This window comes from Herpetosiphon sp. NSE202 (assembly GCF_042688385.1).
In the GTDB taxonomy this organism is placed as follows: Bacteria; Chloroflexota; Chloroflexia; order Chloroflexales; family Herpetosiphonaceae; genus Herpetosiphon.
This window is the reverse complement of sequence record NZ_JBHUPY010000017.1, coordinates 182,077-194,815: the sequence shown is the minus strand read 5'-3', so window position 1 is coordinate 194,815 and position 12,739 is coordinate 182,077. Positions and strand designations below refer to the sequence as shown.

The following is a 12,739-nucleotide window of genomic DNA, read 5'->3' as shown; positions in this document are numbered from 1 at the left end:
GTGGGAGAGGGGCTAGGGGTGAGGGCATGTCCGTTTTTGCCACAGATTAGCTCAGATGATTGTTCCCATAGCCATCAGCCCATAGCCACACATCCTCTGCTGCGATGTGTTTAATGTTTAACCACTGAACCTCCGACCCCTGGCCCCTAGACCCCGACCCCATTTTGCCTTTTGCATTCTGCCTTTTGATTTTAGCCCCTCATCCCTCATCCCTCATCCTTCATTCTTTCTGTTAGCCAATAGCCAATAGCTTCAAAGATAGGAGCATTGGCGCTTGCTAAATTTCACGAATAGTACGATTATGTGTAGAATAGAGCATGGCCCCCAGCCTGTGGGTTGACCAGAGAAGCGAAGGCTGCGATCAATCATTGACGATTTTGCCTGTGGGGGTTGCGATGGCAACTCAGAAAAAATTGCTCGCTTCACGGGCTCAAATAGCCTTAGTTAAAATGAGCGAACAATCTGTGCAACAACGAATTACCGGCACGCTCGCCGACGAAATTGGCGAGCGGCCAGCAACTTCAACTGCCGAGGCGCGCGCCGCAGCGGTGATTGCGGCCCAAATGCGCCAAGTTGGCCTCGAAGTTGGAGTCCAAACTTTCTCGGCTGCGGCTGCGCCCAGCGCAGGCTTAGGCTTGCTGGCTGGCATTGGTTTGGTGGCGCTTGGCTTGGGCTGGTGGTTGCCCTATCCTTCAATCGCCTTGCTGGTGCTGGTGCTATTATTGGCTGTGCGCGAATTACATGGCCCGCCAGTTTTGGCTAGTTTATTGCGCCAACGCCCCAGCCAAAATGTAATTGGCACTCGGGCTGCTAGCCGCACCCCACGCGCACGCATCGTGTTGTTATGTCATCTTGATTCGCCACGCATGCTCACGCCACGGCGGGCTAGTTGGCTGCGGGTCTGGCTAATCAGCATTCCATTTGGCTTTAGTTTGGGCTTAGTCGCGCTTGGGATTGCTATTTTTCTGCCTGCTTGGCATAGTGTGCTATTAATTCCTGCTTTGTTGCTCTTGGTGTGTTTATTGGTTGTGCTACGGCGCGAATCGCGGGCAGAATGGACGGTTGGCGCGGTTGATGCCGCCGCTGTTGGAACCGCAATTGCCCTCGCCGCCGATTGGCCGCAACGCGATGATGTTGAGTTGTGGGTCGTGGCCCTCGGCGCAGGAGCCGCCGCAGGCTCGGGTGTTCAAGCCCTGCTCAACAGCTATCCCTTCCCCAAAGACGAAACGTGGTTTATCAATTTGCCATGGCTTGGGCGCGGCAATTTGACGATTGTGGCTGGCGAAGGGTTGTGGCGCGAGCGCAAGCCCGATCAGCAACTGGCCAAAATGTTCCACGAACTGCAATCTGCCAGCGCGCCGCTGATTCGCTCGGCCTATCGTGGTGAACGGCTTGATAGCGCCCGCCTTTTGGCCTTGGGCTATCACGCCATCAGCGTCGTTGGGCTTAAATCTGATGGCACGGCAGCGGGCTTCCGCCAGCCAGATGACGAAACCCGCTTGCTTTCTGTGCCGCAAATGGAATTGGCTTTGCGCGTGTTGCGGCGCGTACTCGATCGCTTTGCCCGCAACCAAAGTAACGAGCCACAACTGCCCTAACCATGCGTGCAATTAGGCAAAGCGCTGCTTCAAGCGGGGCGCAAAGCGAAACAGCGTCAGATCCAACACCAGCATAAACAATAGCGATGCGCCAACCAAGGGGAAGGCCAAACTCGCCAACGCCACCAGCAACAGCACAGGCTTCCAATGCGGAAAGTTGGCTGGTAGATTTGGCGCACCCAAGCGCCCAGCAGGGCGGCGTTTCCACCACAACACCACGCCCGAAACTGAAAGCAGCAACACCGTCAGCGCGCCAAATAAGGCCAAAAGTTGGTTGGGCAAGCCAAAATATTTGCCTTCGTGCAGCGAAATTCCCATACTGACTGCTTTGGGAACCAAGGCATAATCGCGCCAACGAATATCGGCCAAAATTGCGCCGCTATATTGATCGACGTGAATTGTCGCTTCATCAGCAGGATCGTTGGCGACCGCTGCGATGGTGTACACGCCTTTTGCGTTGCTTGGCGGCGTAACCGTAAAGCTGGCAATCACGCCGCGCGCTTTGGCCACCGCAATCACCGAATCGAGCGTAACTGGCGTGGCAGCTTGCGGGCCTTCGGTGGCGCTACTTGGCACTGGCGCACCAGCCCCATTACCCTGATGCCCCGCGTGATCGCTATTCGATTGCGGTAATGGCGCTTGCTCAACCGCCCATGGCACAACTTTATCGGTCGTGGTGTTGAGGCTGCCAGTTAAGGCCGTTGATTCGGGAATATTGCTCCAGAGCTGGTTGGGATATTTGCTCGAAATATTGGCAAAGTTTTCGCCCCAATAGCCAGTCCAAGGCAAGCCCGTAATCAGCAAAAACAGCACAATCAACGAAGCATACATGCCTGGCACAGCGTGCAAATCGCGCCAGAAAATGCGTTTGTTTTTGCTACGCAAACGTGGCAACCATGTGCCCCAGATGCCGCTTTTCGAGCGCGGCCACCACAGGTAAATTCCCGAAAGCGTGAGCAAAATCGCCCAGCAGGCAGCCAATTCAATAATTCGATCGCCAACGGTGCCAATTAGCAACTCGCCGTGCAATTTCAAAGCAACCGTTTGCAAGTTGCAATCTTCGTCGCGCTCCCCAAGCACTTGGTTGGTATAGGGATTGACAAAAACCGTCAAGTTGCGCCCATCGCTGGTGCTCATGCTAATTTCAGTACTGCGATCATGGGCATCGCTTGGGCGAATTTTGCCAACGCTGGCCGCAGGATAGGCAGTTTGGGCGGCAGCAACTTGGCTCGTGTAGCTCTGGGCCGAGCCGCTAGTATGCACCACATTCATCAAATCGCCATACATCAAACGATCAAGTTGCGGCTTGAACAGATAAATGCTGCCAGATACCGCCAGCACAATCATCAAGGGCACAACAAACAGGCCTGCGTAAAAGTGCCAGCGCCAAATTGCCCGATAAAAAACCGATTGCGCCCGCCGGTCGTCACTGGTTGTTTCAGCGTTGGTGGTTGTCGTCGTCATTTTAAAAAACCTCGTTTTGGTAGAAGAATTTGGCTGCTGCGCTCGCCCACGTTCCTGCTTGGCCAAAGCCGTGGCGAGCAACGTGAGATAACCGCAGCAACCAGCTCGGATTTACTGCAAACTTAATAAATAGGCCACAACATCATCGACCTGTTGGGGAGTGAGCGCATCGCCATAGCCCGCAAACATCAAGCCTTGGGCAAAGCCATCGACCACATAACTATTGGGATCGACAATTGAGCTGTGTAAATAGGCGTTGGCGCTTTGGCCTGCAACCCGCGTCGCAGCATGCGCACCAATTCCAGCCAGATTTGGCCCGACGGTTTGCGGTTTAGCGGCATCGACCACATGGCAACTCAGGCAGGGCGGCGCACCAGCAAGCGCGGTTGTGCCATCAAAAATTGCCTTGCCAGCAGCAGCGTCGCCACTGCTCGAAGCAGTATTGCCAGCCACAGGAACCGTCGTTGAAACCCCAGTAAAGCGCCCAACATTGCTATCGGTTGTGGCTGAACCACAGGCGGCCAAGCCCACCAGCGCTAGGCCAGCAACGGCAGAGCGCAAACGTAAAACGATTGGCATTGGAGAAAACTCCCAAACTCAAATATCCTCAGCGTGCAGCCACGCTAAGATCACAAACCATTGATTGTGGATTGAGTTGGGTTTAACGAGGAGGGGGAGTCGTTAATCGCTGTTGAAACGAAATTAAGGGGTGTTGAATCAGCCAATTCACACGGCGCAGGCTGCGCAAACCAAACCCAAAGCTTGGCCAAAACCCAAGCAGCGCAAACATTGCCACCAAACCACTGCCCATGCTGGTTGAAGTTATGCCGCTGGGCGAGCCATTTGGCATTGAATCGGCTTGGGTCATCAGCGCACAGACAAACATGCTGGCTGGCTGCGCTTCTGCTTGCATCAGCATTGGTTGGTGTTGCAGCAAACAATGAATCACACAGCCCAATGGACACACCAAAGCCAGCTGAACAACCATTGCCCAACCAAAAAGTGTGCGCCATGTAAGCATTTTGGATTGTTGCTGGAGCCATCCAAGCATACTGAGTTGTTTCCGCCTGCTGTTGCCGCTGAACTGCGCGTTATCTTAACACAATTTCAGTTTGCTGCGATCAGGCATTAACTTGATTTCCCTCTCAGGGCGGATGTGGATTGAGCCACAAGTTGGTATGCTCGGCATCTTTACCATTGCAGGAGTTTCAATCATGCACGATACAACCCTTGGGCAGATTCGCCCTTATACCGCAGCCGATTGGGCTGTGGTTAGCCAAATTCACGATGCAGCCCGCCCCGACGAACTGCGCGGCGCGTGCGATCCACGAGCATTTATCCCGCTTGCAGACGATCAAGCATCGCTCAGCGATTTTGAGCAATCGCAAAAATTCGTCATCAGCATTGATGATCACGTGGTGGGCTTTGTTGGGATTAATGGTAAATATCTTGGCTGGTTGTATATCGCGCCAAGCCATTATGGTCGTGGCTTGGGCCGCCAATTGCTCAATTTTGCCCTCGAGCAGATTGGGGCTGGCGCTTGGACGATTGCCCTTGCTGAAAACCGCCGAGCCGTTGAACTCTATCAACGGGCTGGCTTCGCGATCAGCAAAACCTTCGAGAGCGATAACGCTGGCTATCCTTGCACCTGTGCCCGTTTAGAGCGCGCCTAGCTGCTTTCGATTTTCCAGCAAGCACGGTATCATGCGTGCTGGAAAACGCTCCTATTCGGAGGTATCGTCAAATGCGAATTTTATATTTGGGCACTCCTGAAATTGCGGTTGCGCCGCTTGAGTTGTTGCACGCCAACGGTCATGAGATTGTCGGTGTCGTGACCCAACCAGATCGACCTGCTGGCCGCAAAAATGTGCTCACCGCGCCGCCAGTCAAACTTGCAGCCGAACGGCTTGGGATTCCGGTGTTTCAACCAGAAACCCTCAAAGATCCGGCGGCGGTCGAGCGATTGCGGGCTTTTGCGCCAGAAGTTGGGGTTGTCGCCGCCTATGGTGAGATTTTACGCAAAAATGTGTTGCAAATTCCAGCCTTGGGCTATTTGAATATTCACCCATCGATTTTGCCACTCTACCGTGGGCCAGCACCAATTACGGGGGCAATTTTGGCAGGCGATGATTTAGTCGGCGTGTCGATCATCAAGCTAACGGCCAAAATGGATGCTGGACCAATCTTGGGTCAAGTGGTCATGCCCTTGGCAAAGGATGCGCGGGCTGGTGAATGGACGGCCCAACTGATGCGCCAAGGTGGCGAGTTGCTCGCTCAGCTCTTGACAGCCTATGCTACGGGGCAAATTCAAGCCCAAATTCAGGATGATAGCCAAGCAACCTACACCCAAATGATTAGCAAAAACGATGGCCTGATCGATTGGAGTTTGCCAGCAATTGTGATCGAACGTATGACCCGCGCCTACGATCCATGGCCTGGAACTGCGGTAAAACTCAACGATCAGCCGTTTAAAATTCTACGCTCCAAAGCGCATAGCAGTTGGAGCGGCAATGCTCAGCCAGGCACGCTAATCGAACAACAAGGCCAAATTTTGGTCGCCACTGGCAGTGGAGCACTCGAATTGCTCGAAGTACAGCCAGCAGGCAAACGCCCAATGGCTGCCAGCGATTGGCGACGCGGAGCCAAAGAGCTAGAGCGCTTGTAATACTTGAAGATTAGGGCTGGTAGCGTTCCCTCACCCCCCAGCCCCCGCTCACACGAAAACGCGGGCGAGGGGGAGCTTCCGTGGTTCACCAACGAATTGCGCAAGAACCACGAAGTTAAAGCCCCTCGCCCATCCACTGGGCGAGGGGTTGGGGTGAGGGGATCTTAACAACCTTCCCTCACCCCCCAACCCCCTCTCACACGAAAACGCGGGCGAGGGGGAGCTTCCGTGGATTTCCGACGAATCATGCTAAATCCACCATGTTAAGCCCCTCGCCCGCCGCGTGGGAGAGGGGTTGGGGTGAGGGGATACTTCTCAACCAATATTTGAGCTTACTCCGCCAAGGCCAAGCTGCCAGCAACAATCAACTGCTTCAAGCGCTCGATATGCGGATACATCACGGTATCTTCGGCCAAAAATGGCACAACCTGCCGAATTGCCTGTTGCGCCGAGGCCGTGCCTTGGCCAAGCTGCAAGTGTTGGTGCTTTTGCCAGCGTAAATCAATCGCTTGGGCAGCACACAAGGCTTCGCAGGCCAAAATCCCCACCACGTTATCGTGCATTTCAACTGCTTGGCGGGCGGCGGTCGGCCCCATGCTCACGTGGTCTTCCTGATTGCCCGAGGTTGGAATCGTATCGGCAGCAGCGGGATGCACCAGCACTTTATTTTCACTCGCCAATGCCACAGCCGTATATTGAATCAACATCATGCCCGAGTGCAAGCCGCCTTGCTCGGTTAAGAATGGCGGCAGCAAATTGCCATTTAAACCAGCATCAACCAAGCGCGCCGTGCGGCGCTCGCTGATGTTGCCCAGCTCGCTCAAGGCCACTTTAAGAAAATCCATCGCCAAGGCCAATGGCTCGCCATGGAAGTTACCGCCCGAAATCGCCTCGTATTCGCCAGCAAGTTGCTCAGGATCAACTGGTACAATCAAGGGATTATCAGTGGCGCTGTTGAGTTCAATTTCGGTTGCCCAGCGTCCATAACAGGCTGCATCGCGAATTGCGCCATGCACTTGTGGCACACAACGCAGCGAGTAGGCATCTTGCACTTTATGCGGCCCATACAACGCCGGATCAGCTTCGCCATTGGGATAGACAAAGCTGCTGCCTTGCAACAGTTGGCGAATACTGCGCGCGCTATCGATTTGGCGCGGATGCGGACGAATCGCATGCAGCCGTTTATCAAAGGCTGAGGGCAACGCCGCTAAAGCTTCCATCGACAAGGCCGCCACCGTTTCGGCAGTGCGGCACAATTGCTCAGCATCATAAATTGCCAAGGCTGCCAGCCCGCTCAACAACGCGGTGCCATTGGTCAAGGCGAGGCCTTCTTTGGCCTCTAAAATCAAAGGTTCTTGCCCCAAACGCGCCAAAACTTCGGCTCCGCTGATCCGTTGACCATGGACTGGCGATTGGCCAGGCTCAACCGCCTCGCCCAGACCAAGCAAAATCAAGCTGGCATGCGCAAGTGGCGCAAGATCACCGCTCGCCCCAAGCGAGCCTTGGCAGGGAATAATTGGCAAAATATCGGCGTTGAGCAGATCGAGCAGGGCTTGGGCAACCAATGGACGAATGCCCGAAAAGCCCTTGGCCAAGGTATTGACCCGCACAATCAACATTGCCCGCACTTGGTCGCGGCGCAATGGCGTGCCTGTGCCAGTGGCATGGCTCATAATAATATTGCGTTGCAATTCGCGCACATGGTCGCTATCAATCGTGCGATTCTGAAAATGGCCAAAGCCCGTGGTGATGCCATAGACCACCCGACCTTCGGCCACAAAGCGCTCGACAGCGGCCCGTGAATAGTGCATTCGTTCAATTGCTTCGGGAGCTAATTCAACCTTAATTGCTGGATTCCGAGCGGCAGCCACCAAACCATCGACTGTTAACTGCTCGCCATTGAGCACTAAACGTTCCACAATGCTACCTCGCTAGCTTAATTCGCTTTCGGCGTTAGTATACCAGTCGCCAGCAATTGTGAGCACTTACGCTAAATTGATTCGGCAAATTACAGCTACTCGGTTTGGTTCCAATTTCAAGCAACTGGTTACTCACAATGTGGGTTATCGGTAGCGGCTTTCGGTTCGATGGTTGCCAATAAATCAAGCAACGCCTGTGGATTGCCAAGCTGATATTGACCCTGCAAATCGATTGGCCAATTGGGCGTTGATAGATTGTTAAACGCAGCGGTGGCTTGGGCAGGGTCAAGGTTAAGCGAAATCAGCCGGGTATCTGCTGGCTGATCAAGGCTGTTGGTTTCGAATATCAGCAAGGTTGCTTCGCTGGCACTGATCGGAGTTGTGCTTTGGGGCATAAGCATCGTATCAACAAACTGCTGAATAAAGGCTTGATCACGAATCGTAATACAACTTTTCGTGGTAGGGTTGTGCCATTCAATTTCGAGCGCTTCGCGCAAGTTGCTCACGCGCAGAAATTCTTCCAAAGTTGCTGGTTCAACGACTTGGCCTGGCGCAAATGGGCTTGCTTCGGGTGTGCTGGTAGGTAGCTGGGTTGAACCACAGCCAAAAAAGAGCAAACTGAATAACAAGCATCCCAATCCACGTTGATAGAACAAACGAAACATAGCTATTCCTTATTAAAAAAGGAGGTATTGCAATAAAGCAATACCTCTCTAAACAAAAGCTAGCGTAATACTTCGATAATATCGCCGCTATAGGCATTAATAACATATTGAGCAACTTCAGTTATGCCATGTTTTGCTGGATTCTTGGCCTCAATATTAATGACCCAGCGCAAGATATAATCCTTGCTGCGATCATTATGCTCCCACCAAATATCTAAGCGCTGTGAACGCTCAACAAAAGCAAAAGAATTTTGTTTTGCAACAATTTCTAAGGCTTCTTGATAGCTAATCTTTGGCTCGGGATCAATATCAATCGCGCGAGCAACAATTCGTGAATAACTTACGACCGTTCCGGTGACAGGATCGATCGTCAGCATAACCCGATTCGGTGTGATAGCGTTGGCTGAGCCACGTGTTTCAACCCATTCAAAACGCTGAAGGGTTCCTGCAGCAGCATGATCTTCGCTTGCTTGATAGTGTAAGTTTAATCCATTGGTTGAGCCAAGCTGTTGTTGTACAACGGTTTCAGCTAATGCTTGGCCTTGGTCAAGGCTCAACGGAGTTGCTAAACGAGCATGCGCATCAGGCTGCACAATCGCGGTTGTAACAATTTTGTTCACTTCATCAAGCGTAAATATTGCCGAACCATCAGGAGTAACAAATGTACGTTCATGCACTCCCAACGCATGTTCTGCATTTGGTACATCTTTTAGTTCAAGGGTGGGATTATTCGTAAATTGACGAATAATTTTTGTCGCTGATTCGAGATCTAGCTCAGCTGAAAAAGCGTTATTGTGTGAATTTAGCAGAGTAAATACACATATTAAGCTAACAATGGCAAGAAACCATAGCTTTTTCATCACTTCTCCTTATTTATAGCCAGCTGAAATAAGCATTAACTCAATTGTAGATATAAATACTGCATAGCATATTTCTAGAAATTAAATAGTTGATTGCCAAACAGTATATGCTTTATAGAACTAAGAAAGAGGATGCGGAATGGAGTATGGTGGAAGTGAAGTGTGGTAATTGATGATCTTTCTCGAAAACGAGCATAGCAAAAAAAACTATACCTGTCAAGCAACATCTACATCGCAGATCTGCTTGAATTGGTATAATCAGTAAATATTAACCCACTGAATAAATAAGCCTAGGAGAAATAAAATTCCAAACCTGCGTCGCTCTCTCTTCTCAGGAGCTACGAGCCAGCGCAAATTTAGATTGTGAGCATGGTATAAAATTGGGCGCGATAGGGTGCATAGCTGGCTAGCTCACGCACATAATCGCATACTTCGCTGCGCAAAATCGGGTCGTTGTAGGTCTGAATTAACAACTCTAAGGCATTAACCACATATGCTTTTGGTTGATAGTGATAACACGATGACTTGCCTTCACCGGCGATGGAAAGAATCCCTGCTTCACTGAGCTCTTTGAGCGCGCGCTCAATGCTCCAAATATCGCGCCCAAGCTGGCGGGCGATGTGAGCAGCCGTGCCTTGATTGACTGTTCGTTGTGCAAATAGTATGACACAATGCAGCTTTTCGGGAGTATCGATCGCTTGCTCAAGCAACATATAAACGCTTGAAGAGATCATGCTCGCCTCCTTGCAATCCTCTTTGACTGCGCGGAAAAGAGACCCCGCTATCATGGCGGTTCACAGGCTCCTCGGCCTGTTGGTGTATCTTCCGTTCCTTCGCTTTCTGGGTCAATAGGTCAGCCGACAGCGGACAGTGGTGGTGGTAAGTAGATGGGATATAGAGGTGGAAAATTGCTGTTATTATGTTATGTCTCCCCGATTATATCACAGTTTCCATGAATAGCTAGATTAAAACAGGGTAAAAAAAGTGTGATCTAGATATATAGCTGAAATTGAGTTTAACACGCAAAAACCCGTTGCACATCAGGTATGCAACGGGTTTTTCGCAAGTGAATTGCTTAAAAAGCTTAAGCAGTGAGGGTTACTGTGCCGGGGCTATCGTTGGCATCCGAATCGTCGCTCTTGTCGTCAACTGGAGTTTCAGCCGAGACTGCGGCAACTGTATCTTTCTTATCAAGATTGATTACGTTAACGCCTTGGGTTGATCGCCCATACTTGGAGATCTTATCAGCACGCGTGCGCATCACTACGCCATTGCGAGTAATTGTGGTAACAATGTCGCTATCAGTCAGCACCAATGCGGCGGCAATTTCATCGCCTGGCTTAAGCCGCATCGTAATTACCCCTTGGGTTGCCCGCCCCTTGACTGGATATTCTTCAAGGTCGGTACGCTTGCCCATACCATGTGAGGTAATCACCAGAAGTTGTGAATTTGGCCGAACCAAATCCATCCCAACCACTTGATCTTTGGCCGACATTTTGATGCCAATTACCCCACTTGCTGGTCGACCCATCGGGCGTACTTCGTCTTGGCCGAAGCGGATGGTTTGACCATGTTGGGTTGTCATCAAAATATCTTCATCGCCATTGCTCGTCTTGACCCAGCGCAGTTCGTCGCCAGCATCAAGCCCGATTGCAATGAGACCATTCGAACGCACCGAGCTATATTCGCTCAATTTGGTGCGCTTGATTCGGCCTTTGACGGTGGTCATTACCAAATATTCGCCATCATCGAAATCGGGAACGGCAATCAATGATGTGACCAATTCGCCTGGCTCGAGCGAGATCAAGTTGACCAACGGCAGGCCTTTGGCCGTGCGGCTGGCATCGGGAACTTCATGTACTTTGAGTTGATAGACTTTACCACGGTTGGTAAAGAACAGTAAGTCGTTCAACGTGTTACACATCAAGAGGTGTGCCACCACATCGTCTTCTTTGGTGGTCATGCCTTTAATGCCCCGCCCACCGCGATTTTGCACCCGATAGGTATCGCCAGGCAGTTTCTTGATGTAGCCGCGATCAGTCACCGTTACCAACACATTCATGTCGGGAATCAGGTCTTCGGTGCTGATATCGCCAGTTGCATCAGCAATAATCCGCGAGCGGCGCACATCGCCATATTTTTCTTTAAGCTCAGCCACATCATCTTTGATGATGCTGAAAACCCGTTCTGGCTTGGACAAAATATCTTCGAAGTCGGCGATTGAGCGCAGCACTTCTTTGTATTCGTCCTCGATCTTTTTGCGTTCGAGGCCAGCCAAACGGCGCAATTGCATTTCCAAAATTGCTTGCGATTGCAATTCGCTGAGTTTGAAGTTTTTCATCAAGTTGCTGCGGGCGGTTTCAGCAGTGCGGCTGGCGCGAATCGTCGCAATCACTTCATCAAGCTGATCAAGCGCAATCTTCAAGCCTTCGAGAATGTGCGCCCGCGCTTTGGCTTTGGCCAGATCAAACTCGGTGCGTCGGCGAATAACGACTTGGCGATGCTCGATGTATTCTTGCAACGCTTTTTTGAGCGAAAGCGTGCGTGGCTGCTTGCCATCTTCGACCAAGGCCAACATATTGGCCCCGAAGGTCGTTTGCATGCTGGTGTATTTGAAGAGATGATTGAGCACCTTTTTGGGCTGAGCATCTTGTTTCAAAATAATCACCATGCGAATCCCAGAGCGGTCGGATTCGTCGCGCACGTCGCGAATGCCTTCGATGCGTTTATCCTTGACCAACTCGGCAATCCGTTCGATCAAGCGTGATTTATTGACCTGATAGGGTAATTCGGTCACGACGATATGATACGCTCCGCGAGCTGCTTCTTCGATATGGGCTTTAGCACGAATCAGAATTCGGCCACGGCCACTGGTGTAGGCACTAACAATTCCTTCAGTACCCAAAATCGAGCCGCCGGTTGGGAAGTCGGGGCCAGGGATGAACTTAATCAAATCTTCAACCGTCGCATCGGGATTATCGACCAAGTAGCTAATGCCATCGCAAATCTCGCCGAGGTTATGTGGCGGAATATTGGTGGCCATGCCGACGGCAATCCCCGAGGAGCCATTGAGCAGCAAATTGGGCAAGCGCGCAGGCAACACCAGTGGTTCTTGATAGCCACCATCAAAGTTGGGGCCGAAATTCACCGTGTCGCGGTCGATGTCGCGCAACAATTCTTCGGCAATTTCCTTGAGCCGCGCCTCAGTATAACGATAAGCGGCTGCAGCGTCGCCGTCGACACTGCCGAAGTTGCCTTGGCCATCGACCAGCGGATAGCGCATATTCCATGGTTGGGCGAGCCGCACGAGCGCATCGTACACTGAAGAATCGCCGTGGGGGTGATACTTCTTGAGCACTTCGCCGACAACACCTGCACATTTGGAATAGCGAACGTTGTGCAACAGCCCTTCGCGGAACATTGCATATAAAATCCGCCGTTGCACTGGTTTGAGGCCATCGCGAGCATCAGGTAACGCCCGCGAGACAATCACACTCATTGCATAATCGAGATAGGCAGTACGCATCTCATCGACAATTGCAACTGGCTTAACAATCCCTATTTCCAT

Annotated in this window: 11 protein-coding genes; 3 read left to right on the top strand and 8 right to left on the bottom strand. The window is 51.7% G+C overall.

Features of this window, described 5'->3' with window-relative positions; genetic code table 11:
- The first annotated feature begins 464 nt into the window (after positions 1–464).
- Positions 465–1,598 (top strand): hypothetical protein, encoded by a 1,134-nt coding sequence (locus ACFMKP_RS20245; RefSeq protein ID WP_382294514.1) that lies wholly within the window; start codon positions 465–467, stop codon positions 1,596–1,598.
- A 12-nt stretch (positions 1,599–1,610) separates the two neighbouring features.
- Here the strand turns inward: ACFMKP_RS20245 and ACFMKP_RS20240 are convergent, their stop codons facing one another.
- From ACFMKP_RS20240 to ACFMKP_RS20230, 3 genes are all read right to left on the bottom strand, one after another.
- Positions 1,611–3,062, bottom strand: coding sequence for a PepSY-associated TM helix domain-containing protein (locus ACFMKP_RS20240; protein ID WP_382294512.1), 1,452 nt, complete (start codon positions 3,060–3,062; stop codon positions 1,611–1,613).
- A gap of 111 nt (positions 3,063–3,173) precedes the next feature.
- Positions 3,174–3,641, bottom strand: a complete 468-nt coding sequence (locus ACFMKP_RS20235; protein ID WP_382294510.1) for a c-type cytochrome — start codon at positions 3,639–3,641, stop codon at positions 3,174–3,176.
- Between the two features lie 82 nt (positions 3,642–3,723).
- The gene (locus tag ACFMKP_RS20230) at positions 3,724–4,113 is read right to left on the bottom strand and encodes a hypothetical protein (RefSeq protein WP_382294508.1); all 390 of its coding nucleotides are present in this window, start codon (positions 4,111–4,113) and stop codon (positions 3,724–3,726) included.
- A 163-nt stretch (positions 4,114–4,276) separates the two neighbouring features.
- Between ACFMKP_RS20230 and ACFMKP_RS20225 the strand changes: the two genes are divergently transcribed.
- Positions 4,277–4,735 carry a GNAT family N-acetyltransferase gene (locus ACFMKP_RS20225; RefSeq protein WP_382294506.1) on the top strand — a complete coding sequence of 153 codons (459 nt, stop codon included), beginning with the start codon at positions 4,277–4,279 and terminating at the stop codon, positions 4,733–4,735.
- A gap of 71 nt (positions 4,736–4,806) precedes the next feature.
- The gene (gene fmt, locus ACFMKP_RS20220; protein ID WP_382294504.1) at positions 4,807–5,727 is read left to right on the top strand and encodes a methionyl-tRNA formyltransferase; all 921 of its coding nucleotides are present in this window, start codon (positions 4,807–4,809) and stop codon (positions 5,725–5,727) included.
- Between the two features lie 332 nt (positions 5,728–6,059).
- Here fmt and hutH read toward each other — a convergent pair whose 3' ends face one another.
- The 5 genes from hutH to gyrA form a co-directional block, all read right to left on the bottom strand.
- Entirely contained in the window at positions 6,060–7,646 is a 1,587-nt protein-coding gene (hutH, locus tag ACFMKP_RS20215; protein ID WP_382294502.1) for a histidine ammonia-lyase, read from the bottom strand.
- A 128-nt stretch (positions 7,647–7,774) separates the two neighbouring features.
- Entirely contained in the window at positions 7,775–8,311 is a 537-nt protein-coding gene (locus ACFMKP_RS20210) for a hypothetical protein (protein ID WP_382294500.1), read from the bottom strand.
- Positions 8,312–8,370: 59 nt separating this feature from the next.
- Positions 8,371–8,988: a PepSY domain-containing protein gene (locus ACFMKP_RS20205; RefSeq protein ID WP_382294498.1), complete on the bottom strand. Its 618-nt coding sequence runs from the start codon at positions 8,986–8,988 to the stop codon at positions 8,371–8,373.
- 539 nt (positions 8,989–9,527) lie between these two features.
- Positions 9,528–9,905, bottom strand: coding sequence for a hypothetical protein (locus tag ACFMKP_RS20200; RefSeq protein ID WP_204757227.1), 378 nt, complete (start codon positions 9,903–9,905; stop codon positions 9,528–9,530).
- Between the two features lie 350 nt (positions 9,906–10,255).
- Complete coding sequence (gene gyrA, locus ACFMKP_RS20195; protein WP_382294496.1) at positions 10,256–12,739, bottom strand: DNA gyrase subunit A; 2,484 nt, start codon at positions 12,737–12,739, stop codon at positions 10,256–10,258.

What these genes read in the sequence shown, in the direction of transcription:
- ACFMKP_RS20200 (WP_204757227.1), bottom strand. Translation starts at nt 9,905, where the DNA reads ATGATCTCTTCAAGCGTTTATATGTTGCTTGAGCAAGCGATCGATACT.
- ACFMKP_RS20210 (WP_382294500.1), bottom strand. Translation starts at nt 8,311, where the DNA reads ATGTTTCGTTTGTTCTATCAACGTGGATTGGGATGCTTGTTATTCAGT.
- ACFMKP_RS20240 (WP_382294512.1), bottom strand. Translation starts at nt 3,062, where the DNA reads ATGACGACGACAACCACCAACGCTGAAACAACCAGTGACGACCGGCGG.
- ACFMKP_RS20235 (WP_382294510.1), bottom strand. Translation starts at nt 3,641, where the DNA reads ATGCCAATCGTTTTACGTTTGCGCTCTGCCGTTGCTGGCCTAGCGCTG.
- ACFMKP_RS20225 (WP_382294506.1), top strand. Translation starts at nt 4,277, where the DNA reads ATGCACGATACAACCCTTGGGCAGATTCGCCCTTATACCGCAGCCGAT.
- gyrA (WP_382294496.1), bottom strand. Translation starts at nt 12,739, where the DNA reads ATGGAAATAGGGATTGTTAAGCCAGTTGCAATTGTCGATGAGATGCGT.
- ACFMKP_RS20230 (WP_382294508.1), bottom strand. Translation starts at nt 4,113, where the DNA reads ATGCTTGGATGGCTCCAGCAACAATCCAAAATGCTTACATGGCGCACA.
- fmt (WP_382294504.1), top strand. Translation starts at nt 4,807, where the DNA reads ATGCGAATTTTATATTTGGGCACTCCTGAAATTGCGGTTGCGCCGCTT.